This window comes from Sphingopyxis sp. MG (assembly GCF_002953155.1).
Taxonomy (GTDB): domain Bacteria; phylum Pseudomonadota; class Alphaproteobacteria; order Sphingomonadales; family Sphingomonadaceae; genus Sphingopyxis; species Sphingopyxis granuli.
Genome location: NZ_CP026381.1, coordinates 3687806 through 3712319, shown reverse-complemented (window position 1 = coordinate 3712319; position 24514 = coordinate 3687806). Strand labels below are relative to the sequence as shown.

At 68.9% G+C, this 24514-nt stretch carries 28 protein-coding genes; 11 read left to right on the top strand and 17 right to left on the bottom strand.

What is annotated here, in order from left to right; all coding sequences use genetic code 11:
* The first annotated feature begins 6 nt into the window (after window positions 1-6).
* The 9 genes from flgG (at window position 7) to C3E99_RS16955 (ending at window position 8087) form a co-directional block, all read left to right on the top strand.
* Window positions 7-795, top strand: coding sequence for a flagellar basal-body rod protein FlgG (flgG, locus tag C3E99_RS16995; protein WP_067112820.1), 789 nt, complete (start codon window positions 7-9; stop codon window positions 793-795).
* Window positions 776-1435, top strand: a complete 660-nt coding sequence (locus C3E99_RS16990; RefSeq protein WP_067186543.1) for a flagellar basal body L-ring protein FlgH — start codon at window positions 776-778, stop codon at window positions 1433-1435. Before flgG ends, C3E99_RS16990 begins: the two co-directional genes overlap by 20 nt.
* A gap of 18 nt (window positions 1436-1453) precedes the next feature.
* Window positions 1454-2563: a flagellar basal body P-ring protein FlgI gene (locus C3E99_RS16985; RefSeq protein WP_082737386.1), complete on the top strand. Its 1110-nt coding sequence runs from the start codon at window positions 1454-1456 to the stop codon at window positions 2561-2563.
* Window positions 2560-2856 (top strand): rod-binding protein, encoded by a 297-nt coding sequence (locus C3E99_RS16980; protein ID WP_076077365.1) that lies wholly within the window; start codon window positions 2560-2562, stop codon window positions 2854-2856. The genes C3E99_RS16985 and C3E99_RS16980 overlap by 4 nt, the downstream gene beginning before the upstream one ends.
* Complete coding sequence (gene flgK, locus C3E99_RS16975; protein WP_067186542.1) at window positions 2853-4181, top strand: flagellar hook-associated protein FlgK; 1329 nt, start codon at window positions 2853-2855, stop codon at window positions 4179-4181. The genes C3E99_RS16980 and flgK overlap by 4 nt, the downstream gene beginning before the upstream one ends.
* Window positions 4182-4197: 16 nt before the next feature.
* The gene (locus C3E99_RS16970) at window positions 4198-5028 is read left to right on the top strand and encodes a flagellin (protein ID WP_067186540.1); all 831 of its coding nucleotides are present in this window, start codon (window positions 4198-4200) and stop codon (window positions 5026-5028) included.
* A gap of 91 nt (window positions 5029-5119) precedes the next feature.
* Window positions 5120-5983 carry a flagellar motor stator protein MotA gene (motA, locus tag C3E99_RS16965; RefSeq protein WP_067112809.1) on the top strand — a complete coding sequence of 288 codons (864 nt, stop codon included), beginning with the start codon at window positions 5120-5122 and terminating at the stop codon, window positions 5981-5983.
* Entirely contained in the window at window positions 5983-6843 is an 861-nt protein-coding gene (locus C3E99_RS16960) for a flagellar motor protein MotB (RefSeq protein WP_067112806.1), read from the top strand. The genes motA and C3E99_RS16960 overlap by 1 nt, the downstream gene beginning before the upstream one ends.
* A gap of 179 nt (window positions 6844-7022) precedes the next feature.
* Complete coding sequence (locus C3E99_RS16955) at window positions 7023-8087, top strand: sigma-54 interaction domain-containing protein (protein ID WP_067186538.1); 1065 nt, start codon at window positions 7023-7025, stop codon at window positions 8085-8087.
* 380 nt (window positions 8088-8467) lie between these two features.
* Here the strand turns inward: C3E99_RS16955 and C3E99_RS16950 are convergent, their stop codons facing one another.
* From C3E99_RS16950 to fliE, 17 genes are all read right to left on the bottom strand, one after another.
* Window positions 8468-8857, bottom strand: coding sequence for a flagellar export chaperone FliS (locus C3E99_RS16950; RefSeq protein WP_067186536.1), 390 nt, complete (start codon window positions 8855-8857; stop codon window positions 8468-8470).
* A gap of 11 nt (window positions 8858-8868) precedes the next feature.
* A complete protein-coding gene (gene fliD / locus C3E99_RS16945; RefSeq protein ID WP_067186534.1) occupies window positions 8869-10245 on the bottom strand; it encodes a flagellar filament capping protein FliD in 1377 nt (458 codons plus the stop codon).
* A 63-nt stretch (window positions 10246-10308) separates the two neighbouring features.
* Window positions 10309-11448, bottom strand: coding sequence for a flagellar type III secretion system protein FlhB (gene flhB / locus C3E99_RS16940; protein ID WP_067186533.1), 1140 nt, complete (start codon window positions 11446-11448; stop codon window positions 10309-10311).
* Between the two features lie 4 nt (window positions 11449-11452).
* On the bottom strand, window positions 11453-12232 hold the full coding sequence (gene fliR / locus C3E99_RS16935) for a flagellar biosynthetic protein FliR (protein ID WP_067186531.1): 780 nt from the start codon (window positions 12230-12232) through the stop codon (window positions 11453-11455).
* 7 nt (window positions 12233-12239) lie between these two features.
* Window positions 12240-12509 (bottom strand): flagellar biosynthetic protein FliQ, encoded by a 270-nt coding sequence (locus C3E99_RS16930; protein ID WP_067112359.1) that lies wholly within the window; start codon window positions 12507-12509, stop codon window positions 12240-12242.
* A gap of 10 nt (window positions 12510-12519) precedes the next feature.
* Entirely contained in the window at window positions 12520-13311 is a 792-nt protein-coding gene (fliP, locus tag C3E99_RS16925; RefSeq protein WP_104960135.1) for a flagellar type III secretion system pore protein FliP, read from the bottom strand.
* Entirely contained in the window at window positions 13301-13576 is a 276-nt protein-coding gene (locus C3E99_RS16920; protein WP_067112356.1) for a flagellar biosynthetic protein FliO, read from the bottom strand. The genes fliP and C3E99_RS16920 overlap by 11 nt, the downstream gene beginning before the upstream one ends.
* The gene (fliN, locus tag C3E99_RS16915; RefSeq protein ID WP_067112354.1) at window positions 13576-13911 is read right to left on the bottom strand and encodes a flagellar motor switch protein FliN; all 336 of its coding nucleotides are present in this window, start codon (window positions 13909-13911) and stop codon (window positions 13576-13578) included. Before fliN ends, C3E99_RS16920 begins: the two co-directional genes overlap by 1 nt.
* A complete protein-coding gene (locus tag C3E99_RS16910) occupies window positions 13904-14809 on the bottom strand; it encodes a FliM/FliN family flagellar motor switch protein (RefSeq protein WP_067186529.1) in 906 nt (301 codons plus the stop codon). The genes fliN and C3E99_RS16910 overlap by 8 nt, the downstream gene beginning before the upstream one ends.
* A complete protein-coding gene (locus C3E99_RS16905; RefSeq protein ID WP_067112348.1) occupies window positions 14806-15417 on the bottom strand; it encodes a flagellar basal body-associated FliL family protein in 612 nt (203 codons plus the stop codon). The genes C3E99_RS16910 and C3E99_RS16905 overlap by 4 nt, the downstream gene beginning before the upstream one ends.
* Before the next feature lie 20 nt (window positions 15418-15437).
* Window positions 15438-16796, bottom strand: coding sequence for a flagellar hook-length control protein FliK (locus C3E99_RS16900; protein WP_067186527.1), 1359 nt, complete (start codon window positions 16794-16796; stop codon window positions 15438-15440).
* Window positions 16793-17236, bottom strand: a complete 444-nt coding sequence (locus C3E99_RS16895) for a hypothetical protein (protein ID WP_067186525.1) — start codon at window positions 17234-17236, stop codon at window positions 16793-16795. The genes C3E99_RS16900 and C3E99_RS16895 overlap by 4 nt, the downstream gene beginning before the upstream one ends.
* Entirely contained in the window at window positions 17233-18564 is a 1332-nt protein-coding gene (locus tag C3E99_RS16890; protein ID WP_067112339.1) for a FliI/YscN family ATPase, read from the bottom strand. The genes C3E99_RS16895 and C3E99_RS16890 overlap by 4 nt, the downstream gene beginning before the upstream one ends.
* Window positions 18561-19172: a FliH/SctL family protein gene (locus tag C3E99_RS16885; protein ID WP_067186523.1), complete on the bottom strand. Its 612-nt coding sequence runs from the start codon at window positions 19170-19172 to the stop codon at window positions 18561-18563. The genes C3E99_RS16890 and C3E99_RS16885 overlap by 4 nt, the downstream gene beginning before the upstream one ends.
* On the bottom strand, window positions 19165-20205 hold the full coding sequence (gene fliG, locus C3E99_RS16880) for a flagellar motor switch protein FliG (protein ID WP_083675178.1): 1041 nt from the start codon (window positions 20203-20205) through the stop codon (window positions 19165-19167). Before fliG ends, C3E99_RS16885 begins: the two co-directional genes overlap by 8 nt.
* The gene (fliF, locus tag C3E99_RS16875; RefSeq protein WP_067186519.1) at window positions 20198-21856 is read right to left on the bottom strand and encodes a flagellar basal-body MS-ring/collar protein FliF; all 1659 of its coding nucleotides are present in this window, start codon (window positions 21854-21856) and stop codon (window positions 20198-20200) included. Before fliF ends, fliG begins: the two co-directional genes overlap by 8 nt.
* A gap of 3 nt (window positions 21857-21859) precedes the next feature.
* A complete protein-coding gene (gene fliE, locus C3E99_RS16870) occupies window positions 21860-22201 on the bottom strand; it encodes a flagellar hook-basal body complex protein FliE (protein WP_067186518.1) in 342 nt (113 codons plus the stop codon).
* Window positions 22202-22446: 245 nt separating this feature from the next.
* Between fliE and C3E99_RS16865 the strand changes: the two genes are divergently transcribed.
* The gene (locus C3E99_RS16865) at window positions 22447-23355 is read left to right on the top strand and encodes a flagellin N-terminal helical domain-containing protein (protein WP_067186516.1); all 909 of its coding nucleotides are present in this window, start codon (window positions 22447-22449) and stop codon (window positions 23353-23355) included.
* Window positions 23356-23554: 199 nt separating this feature from the next.
* Window positions 23555-24454 carry a flagellin N-terminal helical domain-containing protein gene (locus tag C3E99_RS16860; RefSeq protein WP_067186514.1) on the top strand — a complete coding sequence of 300 codons (900 nt, stop codon included), beginning with the start codon at window positions 23555-23557 and terminating at the stop codon, window positions 24452-24454.
* Window positions 24455-24514 lie beyond the last annotated feature (60 nt).

Below are 24514 nucleotides of genomic sequence, written 5' to 3'. Positions count from 1 at the left end.
CAGACGATGAGCTTCGGTGCCTTGCACGTCGCGCGAACCGGGCTGGATGCCCAGAGCTTTCGCATGCAGGTGATCGCGAACAACCTCGCGAACGTGAACACCACCGGCTTCAAGCGCGACCGCGCCAATTTCGAGACGCTGGGCTATCAGATGATGACCCAGCCGGGCGCGCCCTCCTCGTCGGAGAACCGCTATGCGGTCGGGCTCAACCTTGGCACCGGGGTCGAGCTCAGCGGCACCGCGCGTATCGACACGCAGGGCACGCTGAACGCCACCGGCAATGCGCTCGACATGGCGATCGAGGGCGCGGGCTTCTTTCAGGTCCAGCTTCCCGACGGACGCACCGGCTATACCCGCGCGGGCAATTTTTCGATGGCCGCCGACGGCACCATCGTGACCTCCGACGGCAAGCCGCTGCAGCCGCAGATCCAGGTGCCCGAGGATGCGACCGGCATCTCGGTCGCCGCCGACGGCACCGTGTCGGCGACCGTCCCCGGTCAGGCCGAGGCCACCGAGCTCGGCCGGATCGAGATCGCGCGCTTCGTCAACCCGTCGGGCCTGCAGGCGATCGGCGACAATATCCTCGTCGAAACCCAGGCCTCTGGCGCGCCGCAGGTCGGCGCCGCGGGCGAGGAGGGGCGCGGCATCCTGCGCGCGCAGATGCTCGAGGGATCGAACGTCAATGTCGTCGAGGAACTCGTCGACATGATCGAGACGCAGCGCGCCTACGAGGTCAATTCGAAGATGATCCAGGCCACCGACGAGATGATGAAAAATGCGACGCAGACTCTCTAGCGCGCTGATCCTGCTGGTCGCGGCGCTGCCCGTCGCGGCGGCGGCGAAGGACCGGGTTCCGGAGGACGCCTTCGCGCCCACCGCGCCCGTGCCGCCGCCTGCCGCGCCGGCCAACGGCGCGATCTTCCAGGGCGGCTATGTCGCGCTCACCTCTGGCGGGCGGGCGGGGCGCGTCGGCGACATCGTCACCATCCAGCTCGTCGAGCGCACCATCGCGTCGAAAAGCAACGCCGCCGGCACCCAGCGCGGCGGCAGCATCGGCCTGTCGCCGCCGTCGACCGGTCCGCTGTCGCTGTTCAACCCGAGCGACATCGGCATGGGCGGCGATCAGGCGTTCAAGGGCAAGGGCGAGGCATCGCAGTCGAACCAGCTCGCGGGCGAGATCAGCGTGACGATCGCCGAAGTCTATCCGAACGGCACGATGCTGGTGAAGGGCGAGAAGCTGCTCACCCTCAATCGCGGCGACGAGCGGGTCCAGATCTCGGGCATCGTTCGCGCGATCGACATCGGCCCCGACAACCGCATCGCATCGACCCGCGTCGCCGACGCCAACATCCGATATGTCGGCAAGGGAGAGATTGCGCGCGCCAGCAAGCAAGGCTGGCTGCAGCGCTTCTTCTCCATGATCAGCCCCTTTTAAAGCGTGAAGGAACCCGCCGTGGCCCAGCGTCCCACCCTGTTCGCCCTCTTCGCCCTGCTGCTCGCGAGCTTCGTTTTCGCGGCGCCGGCGCATGCCGAGCGCATCAAGGACATGGGCCAGTTCCAGGGCCTGCGCGCCAACCAGCTCACCGGCTACGGCATCGTCGTCGGGCTCGCGGGCACCGGCGACGACAGTCTCGACTATGCGACGCTCGGCATGAAGGGCGCGGTGTCGCGCTTCGGCCTGACGCTGCCCGCCGGGATCAACCCGGCGCTCAAGAATGCCGCGGCGGTGATGATCACCGCCGAACTGCCGCCCTTCGCCAAGCCCGGCCAGCGCCTCGACGTCACCGTCTCGGCGATCGGCAAGGCCAAGAGCCTGCGCGGCGGCACACTCGTCCTCGCGCCGCTCTATGGCGCCGACGGCCAGATTTACGCGATGGTGCAGGGCAATCTCGTCATCGGCGGTCTCGGCGTCGATGCCGCCGACGGGTCGAAGCTGACGGTCAACGTGCCGTCGAGCGGCCGGATCGCCGGCGGCGCGACGGTCGAGCGCGCGGTCGACACCGGCTTCGCCGCGGGCGACTGGCTGACCTTCAACCTGCACCAGTTCGACGCGACCAACGCCAAGCGCGTCGCCGATGCGATCAACGCCGCGATGCCCGGTTCCGCCTCGATGATCGACGGTGCCAGCATCGCGATCCGCGCCGCCGGCAATGGCGACGAGCGGATGCGGCTGATCTCGCGGGTCGAGAATCTGACCGTCCAGCGCGCCGAGCCGCCCGCGAAGGTGATCGTCAACGCGCGCACCGGCACGGTGGTGATCAACGGCGCCGTGCGCGTCGGCACCGCGGCGGTGACGCAGGGCAAGCTGACGGTGTCGATCAAGGAATCGCCGACCGTGGTCCAGCCCGCGCCGTTCAGCCGCGGCCAGACGGCGATCGAGCCGTCGAGCGACATCGAGGTCAGCGAGGCCTACCGCCCGGTGATGATGGTGCAGCCGACCGCGTCGCTGTCCGAGCTCGTCGATGCGATCAACCGCATGGGCGTGCCCCCCGGCGACCTCGTCGCCATCCTCGAGGCGCTGAGCCAGGCCGGCGCGCTCACAGCCGAACTGGTGATCATATGACGGCTCCTCTTTCTTCGATCGTGCCAACCGCCGCGCCGGCCGCCGCCGGCGGGGGCGACGGCGGGCTGCGCAAGGCGGCCGAGGCCTTCGAGGCGGTGATCCTGCGCCAGCTCATGGCATCGATGCGCCAGGCGAAGCTCGGCGACGACATCTTCGGATCGAGCGCGACCGACAATTTCCGCGAGATGGCGGATTCGAAAACCGCCGACAGCATCGCCGCGATGCGCCAGTTCGGCATCGCCGACATGGTCGAGGCGCAGTTCCGCGCCCGCGCGGCGGGAGGCGTGCAATGAGCGACCTGCTGGCCATCGGCGCGAGCGGGCTCAAGGCCTATTCGCGCGCGCTGTCGACGATCGGCGACAATATCGCCAACGCCCAGACGCCGGGCTATGCGCGGCGCACGCTCGAGCTCACCGAAAACCAGGCGGCGGGCGACATGCCGCTCTATCGCAGCGCGATCAAGCCGGGCGGGGTGCAGATCAGCGGCGTGACCCGGTCGGTCGATGCCTGGCTGATCGAGGATTCGCGCATCTCTTCGGGCGATGCCGAACGCTCGGCGACGCGGCTCGACTGGATGAACCGCGTCGAGGGTGCGCTGAGCGACGAGACCAACGGCATCGCGACCGGGCTCACCCGGCTGTTCACCACCGCCGACCAGTTGACCGCCGATCCGAACAATCTGACGTTGCGCAGCCAGTTCCTGCAGGCGGTCGACGACGTCGCGTCGGGCTTTCGCACCGCAGCGGGCCAGCTTTCGGGCATGGCCGACGGCATCGCCGGCGCGGCGACGAGCGAGGTCGAGGCATTCAACGCCAACCTCGACGCGCTCGAACAGATCAACATCGGCCTGCGCAAGGCACGGCCCGGCTCGACCAACGAGGCGAGCCTGCTCGACGAGCGCGACCGGCTGCTCGACCAGCTCGCGTCGCAGGCGGGGGTCACCGCGACCTTCGACAATCATGGCGCGGTGACGCTGCGCGCGTCGGGCAGCGGCGACCTGCTGGTCGGCGGCGGCGTGGTCACGCCGATCGCGGTGACGAGCGCGGCCGACGGGCGGCTCGCCTTCACCATCGGCGGCGCGCCCTTTCCGAATGCGACCGGTTCGCTCGCGGGACTGGCCGAGGCGGCGAACCACGTCGCCGACCAGCGCGCCGGGCTCGACACAATGGCGACGCAGATCGCGGGCCAGCTCAACGCCGCGCATCAGGCGGGGCTCGATGCGGGCGGCAATCCCGGCGCGGCCCTGTTCACCGGCACCGCAAGCGCCGCGACGCTGACCGCCGCGCCGCTCACCGCGAATCAGGTCGCGGCGGCGGATGCGACGAGCGGCAACGGCACCATGCTCGCGCTCGGCGCGATGCGCGGCAACGGCGATCCCGAAAGCGCCTGGTCGGGGCATCTCGCCACCCAGGCGCAGGCGACCGCATCGGCGCGGGCGCAGGACGCCGCGGCGACGACGCGCCGCGATGCCGCGGCCGCGGCGCGCGGCGCGGTGAGCGAAATCGATCTCGACCGCGAGGCGGCCGATCTGCTGCGCTTCCAGCAGGCCTATTCGGCCGCGGCGCGGACGATCCAGGTCGCGCGCGAAACCATCCAGACGCTGCTCAGCTCACTTTAAGGGAAAGGCGGTCGCCATGATCAACGCCGTGGGCAATCGCATGACGCGCGAGATCGCGCGCCAGCAGAAACTCGCCGACCAGCTCGAACGCACGCAGGTGCAGATCTCGACCGGCAAGCGGCTCCAGCGCATGTCCGACGACGCCGTCGCGGCGCGCCGCATCGCGACGATCGGCAAGACGCAGGCGAGCATCGACGGCTGGACCGCGAATCTCAACACGGCGACCGCGCTCGCGTCGCAGGCCGACGGTGTGCTCAAGACCGCGAGCGACCTGCTGGGTCGCGCGCGCGAGCTGACGCTTTCCGCATCGACCGGGTCGATGAGTCCGACCGACCGCGCGACGGTCGCCGCCGAACTGGGCGCCATCGCCGACGAGCTCGACGCGCTGGCAGCGACCCGCGATTCGAACGGCGAGCCGCTGTTCGCCGGCAGCGCGGCGCGCGTGATGCGCTTCGATTCGGACGTGACCTTCGCGCCGGTACCCTCGGCCGCCGATGTTTTCGTCGTCGGGGGCAACAGCCTGTCGACCGGCCTGCGCGATGCCGCCGCCGCCGTGGCGGCGAGCGACAGCGCCGGCATGGGCGACGCGCTCGACGCGCTGTCGGCGGCGATCGGCCATGTCGCCGACCAGCATGCCGCGATCGGCCTGTCGGCCGGGCGGCTCGAACGGATCGGCGACGGGCTCAAGGCGCGCGGCATCGCGCTCGCCGACGAGCGCTCGGCGGTCGAGGACACCGACCTGTCGATCGCGATCGCCCAGCTCAACGCCCAGGACCTGACGCTCGGCGCGGCGCAGGCGGCCTTCGCGAAGATCAATCGCCAGACCTTGTTCGATATTTTGAACTGATCGCCCTCAATATCCGGCGCGCGCTGCCGTTAAGCATAAGGCGCCCCCCTTTTTACCGGACCCCCACTGGCCCGATTGGAGTTGACCCCGCATGTTTCCCGTTATCGGCATCGTCGTTCTGATCCTGCTGGTTTTCGGGGGCTTTGCGCTGACCGGGGGCAATCTGGGTCCCGTCATGCATGCGCTGCCGCACGAGATGCTGATCATCGGCGGCGCCGCGGTCGGCTCGCTGATCATCGGCAATTCCGGGCAGGAGCTGAAGGCGCTCGGCGCCGGGCTGGGCAAGGTGTTCAAGGGGCCGCAGTACAAGAAGCAGGACTATCTCGACTGCATCCTGCTCGTCTCGTCGCTGATGAAGATGATGCGGACCGAAGGGCCGGTCGCGGTCGAACCGCATATCGAGGACCCCGCCAGCTCGCCGCTGTTCCAGCAATATCCGAAGCTGCTCAAGGACAAGACGCTCGTCCACCTGATCTGCGATACGCTGCGCCTCGTCGTCGTGTCGTCGGGGACGCTCGATCCGCATGCGGTCGAGGAGGTGATGGACCATGCGGTGAAGACGCACCATCACCACGCGATCAAACCCGCCGACGGTCTGCAGAACCTCGCCGACGCGCTGCCCGCGCTCGGCATCGTCGCGGCGGTGCTCGGCGTCGTCAAGACGATGGGCTCGATCGACAAGCCGCCCGAGATCCTGGGCGCGATGATCGGCTCGGCGCTGGTCGGCACCTTTCTGGGAGTGCTGCTCGCCTATGGCCTCGTCGGCCCGTTCGCGACGCGCGCGCGCGCGGTGATCGAAAGCGACGCCGCCATCTACCAGACGGTGAAGCAGCTCATCATCGCCTCGCTCCACGGCCATCCGCAGCCGCTGGTGATCGAGGCGGCGCGTTCGGGCGTCGCGCATGACAACCAGCCGAGCTTCGCCGAGGTCTTTGATGGAATGAGAGGCCGCTAATGGCCGCGCGCCCCAACACCCCGCTGCGCCCGATCATCGTCAAGAAGGTGATCGAGGAGGCGCATGGCGGTCATCATGGCGGTGCGTGGAAGGTTGCCTATGCCGACTTCGTGACAGCGATGATGGCCTTCTTCCTGCTGATGTGGCTGCTCGGCGCGACGACCGAGAAGCAGCGCAAGGCGCTCGCCGACTATTTCGCGCCGACGATCGTCAAGACCAAGCAGGAAAGTGCCGGGTCGAACGGCATGTTCGGCGGCGATTCGATCATCGCGGCCGACAATTATCCGCACCGCGCGGGCCAGACCGGGACGCGCTCGATCACCATCCCGCGCGACGTCGTCGGCGGGCCGAAGGAGGCGTCGGGACGCGAGCAGGATCGCGAGAAATTCCAGCAGGTCGCCAAGTCGCTGCGCGAACGGGTGCAGAAGAAGGGCGAGCTCAAGCGCCTCGCGCGCAACCTGCGCTTCACCGAAACGTCGGAGGGGATGCGGATCGACGTCGTCGACGACGCCGACTTCTCGATGTTCGTGATTGGCACCAGCCAGCTTACGCCTGAGGGTGCGCGGTTGTTTGCGGAGATCGCGGCGCCGATCGCCGAGGCGCCGAACCAGCTGATGATCCGCGGGCACACCGATGCGGCGCCCTGGTCGGCGCAGGGCGGCATGAACAACTGGCGGCTGTCGGTCGACCGGGCGGAAGTGACGCGCCACTATCTTCAGTTCCGCGGCATCGCCGCCGAGCGCTTCGCGCGCATCGAGGGGGTCGCCGATCGCGAGCCCTATGTCCCCGCCGACCGACTCGATCCGCGCAACCGCCGCATCTCGATCACCCTCGGCTGGCGGACCGCCGCTTATAATTAGTGCCAATCTGGCAGCATATCGGACGGTTAAGAACGCAATTACGTTCCTATTACTTCCATTATGGCAATATCCCTTTGTTTTGAAGGGGTTATGTCGGGATGGATAATCTTTTGTTTACCACTTTCCTCAATCTCTTGCCCATCGCAGAGGCGCCGACGGGGGGCGCGGTGGAGACAAAAATGACCGAGGGTGGGCACAACAAGGCAGCGGCGGCGCTGGAGGCATCGATCATCGGCAGCAGTCCGGCGATCTGTCAGCTTCGCGACATGATCCGGCGCGTCGCGCGGTCGAACGCCTCGGTGATGCTGTGCGGCCCGTCGGGATCGGGCAAGGAACTCGTCGCCCGCGCGATCCACGACGAAGGCGTCCGCGCCGGCAAGGCCTTTGCCGCGATCAATTGCGGCGCCATTCCCTCCGACCTCATCGAATCCGAACTGTTCGGGCATGAAAAGGGCAGCTTCACCGGCGCCCACGCCCGCCGCATCGGCCATTTCGAGGCGAGCGACGGCGGTACGCTGTTCCTCGACGAAATCGGCGACATGCGCTTCGACATGCAGGTGAAACTGCTCCGCGTGCTCGAGGAGCGGACGATCGTCCGCGTCGGCAGCAGCGAGATGCGCCGCGTCGACGTCCGCGTCATTTCGGCGACGCACCAGGATCTGGGCGCCGCGATCGCCGAGGGCAAATTCCGCGAGGACCTGTTCTTCCGCCTCGGCGTCATCGTGCTCCAGGTCCCCAGCCTCGCGAGCCGGGTCGAGGATATTCCGGCGCTGATCCGTCATTTCCAGCGCAAGATGCCCGCCGACGCCAAATGCCGTTACGACGATGCCGCGCTGGCGGTGCTGCTGCACCACGACTGGCCGGGCAACGTCCGCGAGCTGCGCAATTTCGTCGAGCGCGCCAGCGTGCTGCACGGCGGCGAGACGCTCGGCGCCGACGATGTCGCGCGCCTTCTGAACCCCACCGCAGCGCCTGCGCCGCGGCCGGCTGTCCCCAGCAGCCTCGCCGCGGTGCAGGCCAGCGCGGACGACGCCGCCTTCCACGCCGCGCATCCCAAGACGCCGGCGCCGGGGCGTCCGATCGACCTCAAGCGCGAGATCGAGACGATCGAACTCGAACAGATCCACGTCGCGCTCGACCTGGCCGACGGCATCATTTCGGAGGCCGCGCGCCTGCTGACGCTCAAGCGCACGACGCTGATCGAGAAGATGCGCAAATATGGCGTCCACCAACAGGCGGCGTGATCGCCGCACACGGGTTCAGCACCGCTGAAACAAGGGGCTCTGGTCCGCCCCTGCCCAGTCGCCCGGCCGCCCGTCCCCACCTAGGGCGGCCGGGCGCAAGGTCGTTTCGGGCCGCCCCCGAAAGGCCTTTCCTGTATCAGCGCGGCAATCCAGAGCGTGCGCAAACCGCTCTGGATTGCTTCCCCGGATCAGGTCCGGGGTGGCGAAGGGCCGAACAGAAGTCATCAGAGTCCAGAGCGGCGTACCATAAACCTGCACCGCCCCTTATCCGTTCGTGTCGAGCGAAGTCGAGACACCTATCTGTGTGGCGCAAGGCCGATGGGTGTCTCGACTTCGCTCGACACGAACGGGACGATGGGTCGGATCTAAGGCTCGATGCTCTAGCGTAGTTGTCGCCAGGCGGAACTGATCGTCAGGATGCCGTCGAGCAGCTCGACGAGGTCGGATTCGCTGTTCGCGGCGACCGCGGTATCGAGCTTGCGGCGCATGCTGCGGTAGACGCGCGACAGCGACGCGGCGACGTCGCCCCCCGCCTCGTGGTCGAGCCCGGCGTCGAGCGCGATCAGGATCGCGCGCGCGCGGTGCGCGGGTTCGGTGGCCGAGATGCGCTGGCCCTGCCGCACCATCGCGGCGAGCACGCCCACCGCCGTCTCCAGCTCGTCATAGAGCATGGTGACGAGTTCGATCGGGTCGGCCGACTCGGCGCGGCTTTCGTTCTGCAATCTGCGATATTGTCCGGCCGCCCGGACGGTCGATGCGGTCGCTGCCACGGCGGACGTCCCTAATTCTTATACTGGTTGTTCCACATCTCGATCTGCTGTTCGAGATAGGATTGCGTCGCCTTGAACGCGGCCAGCTTGGCATCGAGCGCGCCATATTGCTTCTCGAGCCGCTTGCGATAGATGTCCTCGCGCGCCTCGACCTTTTCGAGCTGCTCGGCGAGCGACGCCCGGCGGGCGTCGAGCATCGACGTGGCGCGGCCGAGCACGCCGTCGCTGGCGACCGCCTTGTCGCGGATCGCGTCGAGCACGAAGGCGATGCCCGGATCGGTGGCCTCGGTGTGGGTGGCGTCGCGGCGCGGGTTGAACAGCGCCTCGACCGCGCCCGCGTCGCTGGCGAGCGCCTTTTCGAGCTTGGCGCTGTCGAGCGCGAGCAGGCCGTCCTTGGTCAGGCTGATCCCGATGTCGCTCAGCTTGTTGATGCTGCCGTGGCTGGTCAGGGTCTTGCTGACCAGGCTGCCGAGCTCGCTTTCGAGCTGGCGCAGCGACGTCGTTCCCCCCGCCAGGCTCGCCGCCGAGGTCAGGCTTTTCTTGAGCTGGTTGAAGACGTCGACGAAATCGCCCGCGGTCTGGCGGATCATGTCGAGCGGCCGGCTGGCGCCGATGTCGACCGGCTGGCCGGGCGCCGCCTTCTTGAGCGTCAGCGACAGGCCGGGCAGGACGTCGTCGATCGTGTTGCTCGGGCGGCTGAACGCGACGCCGTCGATGGTGAATTGCGCGTCGGCGGCGCTCTGGCCGAGCGTCATGGCGCCGCCGCTGCCATAGCCGAACGCGGCGAGCGCCGGGTCGGCGCCCGCGTCGGCGGACAGGGTGAAACCGTTCGCGGCGCCGCTCGCGCCCTTCAGGATCAGACGATAGCCGCCCTCGTCGGCGACGATCGACGCGGTGACGCCGCTGCCGCTTGCATTGATCGCGGTGGCGAGGCCGTCGAGGCTGTCGTTGGCGGCGTCGATGGTGATGCTGTGGTCGACGCCGCCGACGCTCAGCGTCATCGTCCCCTGGCCGATCGCGGCGGCCCGGTCGGCGACGACCCCCGAATAGGCGGTCTGCGCGCGCGCGAGCTGCGACACGGTGACGGTGGCGGCGAAGCTGTCGGCCTGAAGCCCGGCGCGCGCGCTGAGGCCGAGCATGCTGTCGTCGGAGACCGTCGGGCTGCTGCGCAGCGCGCCGTCGGCGATCATCTGACTCAGCGAATCGGCGAAGCCCTCGAGATCGGACTTCGCCTGCGCGACGGCGCTGATCCGCGCCTGGTTCTGTTGCGTCATCGTCGCGATGCGCGCGATCTTGGGTTCGCGCGAGGCGTTCGACAGGTCGGTGACGAGCTGCTTGATGTCGAGGCCCGAGCCGAAGCCGAGGCTGTTGGCGATTGAACTGACCATGGTGCGTTTCCTTCGCTCTGCTTAACGGCGGCGCGCGCGATTCCTTAAGCGCGCCGGCGGCGGTCAGGCGGCGCGGCGGCCATCGGGGTCGAAGCGATGCGACGACGGCACGTCGACCGCGGGCTGCGACCGCCCTTCGGCGACCGCGCGTTCGAGCTGGAAGACGAAGGCGAGCACCGTCGCCACCGCGACGAACAGTTCCTCGGGAATCACGCGGCCGGCGCGCGCGGTGAAATAGATGGCGCGGGTGAGCTGCGGATATTCGAGGATCGGCACCGCGGCCTCGCGCGCCAGCGTGCGGATCGACAGCGCGACGTCGCCGCGCCCGCGCGCGACCACGACCGGCGCGGCGTCGATGCCGGGGCGATAGCGCAGCGCGACCGAGAAATGGGTGGGGTTGGTGAGGACGACGGTCGCCTCGGTCACCGCCTTGCGCGCCGACCCGCTCAAAATGTCGTGGGCGCGCTGGCGCTGCGCCTGCTTCAGTTCGGGGGCGCCCTCGGTCTGGCGCATCTCCTCCTTCACCTCCTGCTTGCTCATCATCAGCTTGCGGTTGCGCTGATACCATTGCGCGGGAACGTCGATCAGCGCGATGACGACCAGCCCGCCCGCCATCGCGAGCATCGCCCGCGCGACCGCGCTCCCCGCCAGTCCCAGCGCGGCGTTGAGGTCGGTCGACGCCATCGTCATGATCGCCGGCAGGTTCACCGCGATCAGCTGATAGCCGATGGTGCCGAGCAGCAGCACCTTGGCGATCGACTTGGCGAGCTCGATCAGCCCCTGCATGCCGAAGATGCGCTTGATGCCGCTCAGCGGATTGATCCGGTTGCCCTTGAAGCCCAGCGCCTTGCCGCGCCAGCCGAGCGAGCCGAGCATCGCGGGGGCCGCGATGCTCGCGACCAGCGCGAGCGCGAACAGGCTGGCGAGCGGCAGCAGCACCTCGACCCCGTTGCGCAGCACCGCCTCGCCGGGCGCGAAATGCGCGACGTCGTCGGCGTCGAGCGTCAGCCCGCGCCGCACCAGCTCGCCCGCCGACCGGACGAGCCAGCCGCCCGCCGCGAACAGCCACCCCGCGCCGGCGAGCATCATCAGCGCCGTCGCCAGCTCGCGCGACATCAGCACATCGCCTTCGCGCGCCGCGTCGGCGCGTTTCTTCGGCGTCGGCTGTTCGGTCTTCTGGTCCTTTTCGGTGGTGCCCGACATCGTGTCAGCCCGCCGCGATCTGCCGCGCCATGTCGAGCGCGTCGGACAGGAAGCGCGCGATCGCCTCCGCCATCACCGGGGTCGCCATCGCGAGCAGCACGACGCCGGCGAGCAGCGTCGCGGGCAGGCCGACCGCGAACAGGTTCATCGCCGGCGCCGAACGTCCGATCACGCCCATGATCATCTGGACGAGGATCAGCACGAAGCCGACCGGCAGCGCGATCGTCAGCCCGGCGGCGAACATCAGGCTCGCAAAGCGCAGGATGCCGCCGATCGCGGCGAAGGAGGGAAAGGCGCCCCCCGGCGGCAGCGCGGTATAGCTGTCGACGATGATGCCGACGAGCAGCAGGTGGCCGTCGGCGGCGAGGAAGAGCGCGGTCGCCAGCATCGAGAGGAACTGGCCGATCGCCGAACTGGCGGTGCCGCTCAGCGGATCGATCATCGACGCGAAGCCGAGGCCCATCGCGTTGCTGATCGTCTCGCCGCCGAGCAGCGCGGCGGCGAGCCCCATCTGGAGCACGAAGCCGATGCCGAGCCCGATCACCACCTCGCCGACGATCAGCAGGAAGCCGGGCAGCGAGACGATTCCCTCGGCGGGAAGCGCAAGGCCCGAGGCGGCGACCGCGGGCACCCCGACCGCGAGCGCGACGATCAGCCGCAGCTGCACCGGCACATTGGCCGCGCCGAACACCGGCGCCGCCAGAAAGGCCGCGCCGGGGCGGATCATCCCCAGCATCCAGAGCTGGAGCATCGCCTCCACGTTCGGGATGTCGGCGGGGTCCATCGCGGCGCTAGCGGACGAGATTGGGTATCTGGGCGAACAGATCGCGGGTGAAGTCGGTGAGCAGCACGAGGATGCTGCTGCCGAAGATGGCGAGGCAGACCGCGGTGATGATCAGCTTCGGCACGAAGCTGAGCGTCTGTTCGTTGATCGAGGTCGCCGCCTGCACCATGCCGAGCAGCACGCCGACGACGAGCACCGGAATCAGGATCGGTGCGGCGGCGAGCGCCAGCACCCACAGCGACTGCTGCGCGACCCCGATGAAATAGTCCGCTTCCATGGTCAGGCCCTCAGGTTCCGAAGGAGGAGGCGAGCGAGCCCATCGTCAGCGCCCAGCCGTCGACGAGGACGAACAGCAGCAGCTTGAAGGGCATCGATATGACCGTCGGCGACAGCATCATCATGCCCAGCGACATCAGCGACGAGGCGACGATCAGGTCGATGACCAGGAAGGGCAGGAAGATCAGGAAGCCGATCTGAAACGCGGTCTTGAGCTCGCTGGTGACGAAGGCGGGGAGCAGGATCGAGAAGGGCACGTCCTTCGGGCTCGCGTAGGTCGGCGCCTTGGCGATCTTCGCGAACATCATCAGGTCGGTCTTGCGCGTCTGCTGCATCATGAAGCCGTGCAGCGAATCGCCCGAACGGACCAGCGCTTCGCCGATATCGATCTGTTCCTGGCCGTAGGGGGTGATCGCGACGCGGTTCACTTCGCTGATCACCGGCTGCATCACGAACAGCGACAGGAACAGGCTGAGCCCGACGAGCACCTGGTTCGGCGGCGTCTGCTGGAGCCCGAGCGCGTGGCGCAGGATCGACAGCACGATGATGATGCGCGTGAAGCTGGTCATCATCAGCAGCAGCGACGGCAGCACCGTCAGCAGGCTCATCAGGATGAGGATCTGGAGCGACAGCGTCAGCGGTCGCCCGTTGCCGCCGATCTCGCCGACCGCGCGGGTCAGCCCGTCGGCGGCCTGCGCATGCGCGGCGGGCGCCGCGGCGAGCAGCGCGACGCCGCCGGCGATCGCGGCGGCACGCAGCCAGCGGATGCGGCGGCGGGTCGTCCCGGCCGGATCAGCCGACATGAAAATCGCCCTGGCTGTTGTCGGCGAGGCGCGTGACCTGGCCGCGCGAGACCGAGAGCAGGATCCGCTGCCCGGCGAATTCGACCACGGCGAGCTTGGTACCGGGGCCGAGCGGCAGCACGCCGACCATCTCGATCGGCCGCTCCTGCCTCGCTCCGGCCAGCGGGCCGCCCATCTGGACGCGCTTCCACAGCCACAGGCTGCCCCACGCCATGCCACCGACCAGCGGCAGCAGGATCAGCAGACGCAGGAGATATTCGAGCATCAGGCCCTCCGCTCGAAACCGCCGAGGCGATTGTCGGGGGCGACGACGTCGGCGATCTGGATGCCGTAGCGGCCGTCGACGCTGACGATCTCGCCCTTCGCGATCAGCGTGCCGTTGGCATAGATGTCGAGCAGGTCGTTCGCGGCGCGGTCGAGCTCGACGACGCTGCCCTCGGTCATCGCGAGCAGTTCGGCGAGCGTCATCGAGGTCGATCCGACCTCGACCGAAACGCGCAGCGAAACGCCCGCGAGCAGATCGAAATTGGGCGCCGCGCCGATACCGGCATCGCGGCGGTCGCGGCGCGCGGCGGGCGGGGCTTCTTCCAGGTCACTCATGGTCCGATCCTCTTTCGATTCGGTCGATCAATATGGCGGCGTTGCCATTGGCCTCGCCGATGCTGCCGACCGCGAAGTTCCGGCCAGCTATGGTTATCGGGACATGACGCGATATGGTTAACGGAATGATATCACCGACCTGCAGCGACAATAATTTCGTCAGGCTGATCTCGGGCCGCGCGAGGACCGAGCGCACCGGCAGGCGCACCCCGCGCAGCGTGCCGTCGAGCTTCGCCGCCCACACGGGGTCGGTCGCGGGATGGTCGTCGATCTCGGGAACCGGCTCGGCGCCCGCGATTCCGCGCAGCGCGGCGAGCGGATAGGCGCAGACGATCGTCTGGCCGTCGAACGGCGCGCCGCGCAGCGTGAAGCGCTGGACGAGCAGTTCGTCGTTGGCGCGCACCGCCGCGAGCTTCGCCGGATCGCAGGTCACGCAATCGAGTTCGGGTTCGATCCCCATCGTACCGCGCCACGCGACCGCGAGCTGCCGCCCCATGTCGCGGCCGATCCGCGCGGCGAATCGTTCCTCGGCGTCGGTCAGGTCCTCGCGGTCGCCCGCGAGCTGGCCCTTGCCGCCATAGAAGATGTCGACGAGCTGGAGGACGAGCCCGCGTCCGGCGCCGAGCAGCACCGGTCCCTTGAGCGGCGGCGCGTGATAGCGCCAGTGGATGCCGGGCGCGATCGACCCGCACCAGTCGGCGAAGCTCATGTGGCTGGCCGCCGCGCGCTCGACCTGCACCAGCGGCGCGCCGAGCGCGCGGATCAGGTCGCGCAGGCTGCGCGCGAACTGGTTGGCGATGCCGTCGAGCGCGGGAAAGGCATAGCTGCCCTCCGCCTTGCGCAGCAGCAGCGACGCCCTGGCTTCGGGCGCGGCGGTGGTGTGGGCGGCCTGCGTCACTGGATCACCAGGCTGGTGAAATAGACATTGTCGATGCCGCCGAAGCCTTCCTTCTCGCGCAGCACCTGGTTGATCGCGCCGGTGAGCTGGCGCTGAAGCTGCTGCTTGCCGCCCGATGTCGACAGCAGCGCCGGGTCCTGCTCGGCGAGCACCATCAGCACCGCCGAGCGGATCGGCACTTCCTGGCGCTTGATATTGGTGATGACCTTGCCGTCGTAGAAGGTCGACAGGCTGATCCCGACCTGCAGGAAGCCCGACCCGTCGGCCAGGTTGGTCGTGAAGCTGTCGGGCATCGGATAATAGGTGATCTCATATTTGCGCGGATCGATCTGGAAGCGGTCGTTGGGAACCGACACGGTTCCGACCTTCAGCGGCGCGTTCTTGCCGCCCTCGCCTTCGCCCTCGGCCGCGGCTTCGCTGCCGGCGCTGCGCAGCACCAGCTTGGGATAATGGTCCTCGGGCTTCGCGGCCTCGCTCGCGAGCCCGCCGCCCAGATAGATGCCGGCGCCGGTGCCCGCGCCGATCAGCACGACGGCGCCGATGCCCAGCATCAGCATCTTCTTCATCTTGCCGCCCTTTTTGGGCGTCTCGGTCTGTTCCTTGGACATGACCCTTTGTCCTTTCCTGATCAGGCGAACCGGCCGCGGCGATCGGCGGCTCGGTCGGTGTCGCGCGGCTCGGCGCGCTCGGTAGCGGTTTCGATGAGATGGGCGGTCTGGCCGGCGGGTTGATCGCCGCGGCCCTGGCCCTGCTGCGACTGGCGTCCGGTCTCCCCGGGGGTGCAGGTGACTTCGGCGCCGGCGACGCGCACGCCCTGCTGGCGCAGATCCTCGACCAGCCGGCTCTGCGCGGCGTGGACGATCGTCGCGGTCGCCTCATGCTGCGTGTCGAGCTTCAGCGTCACGCCCTCGTCGCCCTGGCGCATCGCGACGTCGAGCCGGCCGAGGTGACGCGGCATCAGGCGAAAGGCGATGTCACCATCGGACGATTTGGTCGCGGCGATGTCGGCGGCGAGCTGCGCGATCCAGCGATCGTCGCTGCCCATGTCGAGCGTGCGCTCGGCGACCGGGATGGGCTGCGCTGCCGGCGCGACACCCGTCGCGGCGGGGGCCGCCGGCTGGGTGAACAGCACCGTCATCGAAGCACCACCATCGGTCGCGGCGGGCTTCGGCGCCTGCGGATCGGCCGTTGGCGTCGCGTCGGGGCGGACGACGGCCGGCGTAACCGGGGTCGTGGGTGCCGCGTCGCGCGGTCCCGCAAAGTCCGGCGTCGGCGCGGCTGCGGCAGCGCCGGGCACCGGTGCCGCAGGCGCCGCAGTGGCGGGCGCAGGCGCGGATGCGTCAGCCTGTGCGGCCGTGAAGGGCAGCGTCGTCGCGGTAGTCGGCGTTTCGCCATCGGGGGGCGTCGGGACGGCTCCGTCCGTTTCGCCCTCGGCCGCGGCGGCATGAGTGCGAATCGGTGCCGCGTCGCGGCCGTCCTTGCCGGCAAAGACGGCGATCAGGCTGGCGGCCGCCTCGGCAGCGCGCCGGTCGGCGGCAACGGGGTTGTCCTCGGCCTCGACGGGCCGGCGGTGCGGCGGCGTCGTGCGGGTCGGCGCGGTTTCGACCTCGCCCTCGGCGACCTGCGCTGCGGGCGCCGGAGCGGGCTTTCCGGCGAGATCGGGTCGCGGACCTTCGGTCGACACGGGCTGGTCAGCTGTTGGCACCGCGGGCGCGCCTTCGGCCGGGGCGGCGTCCGCTTCGCCCAGCACGACGGGGGTTGGGATACACAAGGTGGTTTCGGCGTCCGCGATCGGCGCCGCTGCCGCGTCGGCGACGGGCGTGGCGGACGGCACAGCAGGCGATGCCGTGACGGCAGCGCCCGGCATGGCGGCGATCAACTCGTCGAACCCGCTCTCGCCGTCGCCCGCCGGAGCCTGGCCAATCGCCGCGAGGATCGCGGCGAGGCCCGGCTGCGTCGGTGTCTGGAGCAGGGCGGTGCTCATCATGCGGCGCCCCCCTCGATCAGGCGCAGGCTCATCGCGCGGCGGCGGAAGGGGCGGTTGGCGTCGCTGCGGCGTTCCATGTCGGCCTCGTCGGAGCGGCGGCTGCGTTCGTAGAGGCGCACCGCCGATTCCTCCTTGACCATCGCATGTTGCGCGCGCACGCCCATCTCGTCGCGGCGGGCGCTGGCGTGGCTGAGCGGCGCGGCGAGATTCTCCTTCGCCATGTCGAGCCGCATGCCGAGTTCGCCGACCGAATTGAGCGCGCGTCCCGCGACCGCGCCCTTCGCCATCGCGAGGTCGACGCGCAGCGTCTCGAGCCGCTGCGCCAGTTCGACGAGGCTCGCCAGCTCGCCCTTGGCGCGCGCCAGATTGGCCTCCGCCATCTGATGTTCGACGGAGCGCACGCGGATGATGCGTTTGCGGCGTGCGGTACGGGCGTTCATGCGGAATATCCTTCGACAAGGGACTGACGCGAGGTCTGGAAATCGACCTGCGCGGCGGCGGGTTGGGAAACGAATGCGAGTTGGTCGGCGCGGCGCGCGATGGCGGTATCGAGCACCGGGTCGCTGCCGGCGACGTAGGCGCCCATCAGCATCAGGTCGCGATTCTCCTCATAGGCGGACCAGAGCTGGCGAAAGCGCGCGGCGGCCGCGGCATGGTCGGGATCGACCGAATCGGCCATGGTGCGCGACAGCGAGCGCGCGACGTCGATCGCGGGATAGACGCCCTGTTCGGCGAGTTGGCGCGACAGGATGATATGGCCGTCGACGATCGCGCGGGCGCTGTCGACGACCGGATCATCGATGTCGCCGCCGTCGGCGAGCACGGTGTAGAGCGCGGTGATCGATCCGCCGGTCTGGCTGTCGTTGCCGGCGCGCTCGACGAGCGAGGGGATGAGCGCGAAGACCGAGGGCGGGTAACCCTTCATCGTCGGCGGTTCGCCCAGCGTCAGCCCGATCTCGCGCTGCGCGTGCGCGACGCGGGTCAGGCTGTCGATCAGCAGCAGCACCTTCTTGCCTTCCTGGCGGAACGCCTCGGCGATCGCGGTCGCGCGCATCGCGGCGCGCAGGCGGAGCAGCGGCGGATGGTCGGCGGGAACCGCGACGACGACCGATTTCTTGCGCACCGCGGGGGGCAGCTTGGTCTCGACGAAGTCGCTGACCTCGCGGCTGCGCTCGCCGATCAGCCCGACGACGATCACGTCGCATTCGGTGCCGGCGATCATCTGGCCCATCAGCACCGACTTGCCGACGCCCGATCCGGCGATGATCGCGACGCGCTGGCCCTCGCCGACGGTGAGCAGCCCGTTGATCGCGCGCACGCCCATGTTGAGCGGCTTCGTCACCCGGCCGCGGCGCAGCGGATTGACCTTGCGGCCGGCGAGCGGCCACTGGAATTGCGACTGCACCGGCGGGCGGCCGTCGAGCGGATGGCCCTGTGCGTCGATGATGCGGCCGAGCAGCGCCTTGCCGACCGCGACCATGCTGCTCGCGCCGTGCGGCTCGACCGGCGCGCCGGTGACGAGCGGCATGTTGGCGTCGAACGGCAGGACGAGGCTGCTCTGGCCGCGAAAGCCGACGACCTCGCCGTGAATCGGATCGCCCGTCGCCGACCTGATGCGGACATTGCTGCCGAGCGGCATCGGGAAACCCGATACTTCGAGCATGATCCCTTCGTGCGCGACGAGCGTGCCGATGCGCCGCGGCGAGGCGTGCGTCAGGTCGATCGGCCCGAGGAGCTGATGCGCGGTCATGGCGAGCCGGCGCGTCATGCGGCGGCGTCCTGGCTGCCCAGCGCGGCGCGCAGTTCGTCGAGATAGACGGCGCGGCCGTGCTCGATCCAGCCGGTCGAGGTTTCGATGCGCACGGTGCCGCGCATCATCGCGGCGTCGGCCTCGATCGGCAGCGCGATGCCGCTGCCCGACAGCAGCACGGCGTCGGCGGGGTTGACCCACAGCGTGCGCGCCTTGTCGGCCTCGGCGACCATCGCGGCGGCGATGTCGGCCTGCGTCTGCAGCCATTCGGCGTCGATCGGCGCGCTTTCGACGATCTGGCGGACCAGTCGCTCGACCGTCTCGGCGATGAGCTGCGCCAGTTCCTCGCTCGGTTCGTCCTGCAGCGCTTCGGCCGCGGCGACGAGCGCGAGGAGCTGATGGCGCTCGACCGCGAAGCCGGCCTCGGCGAGGCGCTGGCCTTCGGCCAGACCGCGCGCGAACGGATCGTCGGCGGGCTCGGCCTCGGCGGGTTCGGGGGCGGGCGGCGGGGCCTCGGCGGCGCGCGGCGCGGGACCGAGGTGCAGCGGGCGAAAGCCGCCGCCGCGCGCCTGGGCGGCCGCGAGCAGGACGGGGGTGAAGCCGGTTTCGACGGAGCGATCAGACATAATCGTCGGCTCCGCCCGCGATCACGATATCGCCGTTCGCGGCCATCTGGCGGACGATCTGCATGATCGCCTTCTGCGCCTCGTCGACGTCGGTGCGCTTGACCATCGTCATTTCGGCCATCTCGTCGCGGATCGTTTCCGCCGCACGCTTCGACATCGTCGACAGGCAGAGGTCGGCCATCGCCTCGTCCGAACCCTTGAGCGCGAGCGCGAGCTGGGCGGCGTCGACCGCGCGCAGGATGGTGCCGAGGCTGCGCATGTCGAGATCGCGCAGATTCTCGAAGATGAACATTTCCTCCTCGATCGTCTGGGCCAGCTGCTTGTCGTGCTTCTTGAGCGCGCGGATGGTGCGCTCGGACAGGTGACGGGGCATCACCTTCATGATCTTGGCGACGTCGCTCGGCCCGCCGATCGGCTGCTTCGCGACGCGCTGCCCGCCGACATTGGCGGCGGAGAGCACCGCTTCGAGATCCTCGATCGCGGCGACCGGGACGGCGGTGAGCTGCGCCGCGCGCAACACGAGGTCGGCCTGGAGCAGTTCGTCGAGCGATTCGATCGCGCGCGCCGCCACGTCGGGAACGAGCACCGACAGGATCAGCGCGCCGACTTGCGGATGTTCGCTCGCGAGCAGCGCGCTGATCGCCTCGACATCCATCCAGCGCAGCATCTCGAGCGATGCGGCGCTCGACTGCGGCGCGACGGCGGAGAGGATATTGTCGGCGCGGACGTTGCCGACCGCCTGATTGATCACCGCGCGGATGCGGGTGTCGGCACCGACCGCGAGCGCGCTGACGTTGCGGCTGCGCGTCACGAAGCGGTCGAGCGCCTGCTCGATCTGCACTTCCGACGCGTTCGCGGTGTCGAACATCGACTTGGCGAGCTGGCGCACCTCGTCGGGATCGAGATGCTTGAGGATCGTCGCCGCCTCGCTTTCGTCGAGCAGCATCAGCAGGATTGCCGCAGCCGACGACCCGTCGATCGCGGGACGGACCTCCACCGGCGGGGCGATCTCGGCGTCGAGGACATCAGCCACGGGCCGCCTCCTGCATCAGCTGGCGGACGACGAGCGCGGCGCGCTGCGAATCCTGGCGGACGAAGGCGCGCACCAGATTGGCGCGCGCTTCATAGCTCGGCGCCGCCTCGATCATCTCCAGCGTGATCTCGCGGTTCGCACGCTGCGCATCGGGCGCGGCGAGCGCGGGACCGCTCTCGGTGGCGGCGAGCAGGCTTTCCTCGATCGCCGCGTCGCGCTCGGCACGCGCGGCGGTGCGCGCCTTCGCCGCCTTGATCAGCGGCCGGCCGACGAACAGGAAGGCGAGCAGGGCAGCGAGGATCGCGCCGGCCTGCTTGACCAGCGGCAGGAACCAGGCCTGATCGTAGAAGGCGGGGGCGCTGTCCTCGACCTTGGCGAAGGGACGCTGGCTGATCGCGACCATGTCGCCGCGCGTCTGATCATATCCGATCGCGCCCTTCACCAGCCCGTCGATCTTGGCGATGTCGCCCTGGCTCAGCGCCTTCTGTCCCTGGTTGAGCGCAACCGCGACCGAGACGCGGCGCAGACGGCCCTGCGGGCTGTGCGTCACCGAAATCTCGCGGCCGACCTCATAGGCGCGGGCGGCATTCTCGTTGCTCTGGGTCGAGGCGGCAGGCGCCCCGGCCGGCGCCGCCTCGGGCGCCTGCGACAGGGTGGTGGCGGGCGGCGGCTGGTTCGACAGCGCGCCGGGGATGCCGACCGCGGGCGGGGTGCCCTGGCCGCTCACGGTGCGCGTCACCTGCTCGCTGCGCAGCGCGCGATCATTCTCGGGAAAGCTTTCGCGCGTCGCCTGGCTTTCGGACATGTCGATGTCGGCGTGGACCTCGACGCTGTAGTTGCCGGCGCCGAGCATCGGCCCGAGCAGCGTTTCGAGCGCGCGGCGGAAGCGGTCCTCGATCTGCGTCTGGAGCTGAAAGGCCTTCATGTCGCCGCTCGTCGCGCCGTCGGACAGCAGCGCGCCGCGCTGGTCGATCACCTGCACCTGGTCGGCGTTCATGCCGGGCACCGACGAGGCGACGAGGAAGCGGATCGCCTGCACCTGCCCCTCGGACAGCGAGCGGCCGTTCTGCAGCGTCAGCATCACCGACGCGGTCGCGGGCTTGTCATCGCGGACGAACAGGCTCGGCTCGGCGGCGGCGATATGGACGCGCGCGCTGCGGACCGCGTCGATCGTCTCGATCGTCCGCGACAGGTCGGCCTCGCGCGCCGAGCGCAGCGTTTCGCCCTCGATCGCGCGGCTCGATCCCATCGGCAGCGCGGCGATCAGGCTGTCGCCGCTCGGCTGCGCGCGCGGCAGGCCCTGGCCGGCGAGCGCGATGCGCGCCTGATAGAGCTTGTCGGCATCGACGGTCAGCGCGCCGGTCGCGGGGTCGATGCTGTGGGCGATACCCTGCGTCTGCAGCGCGTCGGCGACCGCCGCCTTGTCGGCGTCGTCGAGCCCGGCGAAGAGCTGGGTCTGCGGCGCGGCCGAGGTCATGAACCAGGCGAGCGCGGCGATGCCGATCGCGGTGCTGGTGGCGATCGCGGGCAGCGCGCGCTGGACCGCGGGCTGGCGGATGAATTGCTGGACGGGCGCGAACCGGCCGCCCATCGCGGGGACGGGCAGGCGGTTGGCGGTTTCGACGGGGGTCAGGACTTGGGCTTCGGCCATGGGTTACACCGGCATGTTCATGATGTCGCGATAGGCGGAGAGCAGCTTGTTGCGGACCTGCAGGGTCGTCTCGAAGCCGAGCGAGGCCTTCTGCCGCTCGATCATCACGCTGACGATGTCGTGCGTGTCGCCGCGTTCATAGGCTTCGCTGACGTCGCTCGCCCGATGCTGCTGGGCGTTGACCTGTTCGAGCGCGGCCGAGATCGCCGACCCGAAATCGGGCTTCCCTTCCGCGGCGCCGCCCGCGTCGATGCCGCCGCGGCCCGCGGCGCGCTGCAGCGCCTGGTTCTGATTGAGGATCGAGCTGCGCATCTGCAGCAGTCGGCTCTGATCGATGGTGCTCATTCGCTCTCATCCGGTTCCGTCGTGGCGCGGCGCGCCGCACGCCAAAGAACAATGCAAGGCGCGTGCCAGAATATTTATCGGCTGATTTTCAGTGATTTGATCGGATGCCGACAGGCTTGACGCCGCGTCCGACATTTTTTTGACACCGCGGCTTAATCCGACCCGCGCTCCGCCGTTACTGGCTTCGTGACCGCTCGCTGAGCCCTCACACCACGGGAACGGCCTCTCGGCCTGAAAGGATTAACATGACTGTCATCAACACCAATGTGAGCGCGCTGCGGGCCCAGAACAGCTCGCGTGTTGCCAATCAGATGCAGGCCACCGCGATGGAACGCCTGTCGAGCGGCAAGCGCATCAACAGCGCGAAGGACGACGCCGCCGGCCTCGCCATCGCGACCCGCATGAACGCGGCGTCGCGCGGCATGAGCCAGGCGATCCGCAACGCCAACGACGGCATCTCGCTGGCGCAGACCGCCGACAGCGCTGCCGGCAGCGTCGCCGACATCCTCGTCCGCATGCGCGAACTGGCGCTTCAGGCGTCGAACGGCACGCTGGGCGACAACGACCGCAAGGCGCTCCAGACCGAATTCACGGCGCTGAAGGATCAGATCAACGACGTCGTCAATCGCACCACCTTCAACGACAACAAGCTGTTCGGCGCCAACCCCGGTGCCGGCACCGGCGCCGAGGTCATCACGCCCGCCAGCTTCGATATCCAGACCGGTCTCAACAAGACCGAGACGGTGACCATCAAGCTTGGCGATCTTCACGCCAATGCGCTGGGTACGGGTGCGACGGCGACCGCCACGCCGGCGGCCGGCAAGTCGGTTGCCGACATCGACCTGTCGCTGGCGGCGTCGACGGCATCAAAGTCCGATGCAAAGGATGCGCTGAAGATCCTCGACGACGCGATCCAGACGGTGGCGACCGAGCGTGCCAACCTGGGTGCGCAGCAGAACCGCCTCGACGCGGCGGTCAACAATCTGACCTCGGGCGTCACCAATCTGGCCGACTCGAAGTCGCGTATCGAGGACGCCGATTTCTCGGCCGAATCGACCAACCTCGCGGCTGCCGGCATCCTCGCCCAGGCCTCGACGGCGATGCTCGCCCAGGCGAACCAGAGCCAGCAGGGCGTGATGAACCTGTTGCGCTAAGCGCCGCAAGACTGATTTTCAGGCCGACTTTGGTTGGTCCCTTATTGGCCTGATCCAGACGCCCCGGTCTCCCCACGACCGGGGCGTCTTTTTTTGATGTATCGGCTTAATCCGCGCAGCATCCCGCCGTTACCTCATCCGTGACCGCTCGCCGAGCCATCACACCACGGGAATGGCCTCTCGGCCGGAAAGGAACAACATGACTGTCATCAACACCAATGTGAGCGCGTTGCGCGCGCAGAACAGCTCGCGTGTTGCCAATCAGATGCAGGCCACTGCGATGGAACGCCTGTCGAGCGGCAAGCGCATCAACAGCGCGAAGGACGATGCCGCCGGCCTCGCCATCGCGACCCGCATGAACGCGGCGTCGCGCGGCATGAGCCAGGCGATCCGCAACGCCAACGACGGCATCTCGCTGGCGCAGACCGCCGACAGCGCTGCCGGCAGCGTCGCCGACATCCTCGTCCGTATGCGCGAACTGGCGCTTCAGGCGTCGAACGGCACGCTTGGCGACAACGACCGCAAGGCACTCCAGACCGAATTCACGGCGCTGAAGGACCAGATCAACGACGTCGTCAATCGCACCACCTTCAACGACAACAAGCTGTTCGGCACCAATGGCGGCGCGAACACGGCCACCACCGCTGCCAGCTTCGATATCCAGACGGGTCTCAACAGTGGTGACGAGGTGACGATCACGATCGGCGATCTGCATGCCAACGCGCTGGGCACGGTTGCGACGGCAGGCAATACGCCGGTTGCCGGTAGCTCGGTTGCCGACATCGACCTGTCGCTGACCACCGTGACGGCCGGTAAAGCCGACGCCAAGGACGCGCTGAAGATTCTCGACGACGCGATCCAGACGGTGGCGACCGAGCGTGCCAACCTGGGTGCGCAGCAGAACCGCCTCGACGCGGCGATCAACAATCTGACGTCGGGCGTCACCAATCTGGCGGACTCGAAGTCGCGTATCGAGGACGCCGACTTCTCGGCCGAATCGACCAACCTCGCGGCCGCCGGCATCCTCGCCCAGGCCTCGACGGCGATGCTCGCCCAGGCGAACCAGAGCCAGCAGGGCGTGATGAACCTGTTGCGCTAAGACATCGCACGACTGATTTTCAGGCCGACTTTGGTTGGTCCCTTATTGGCCTGATCCAGA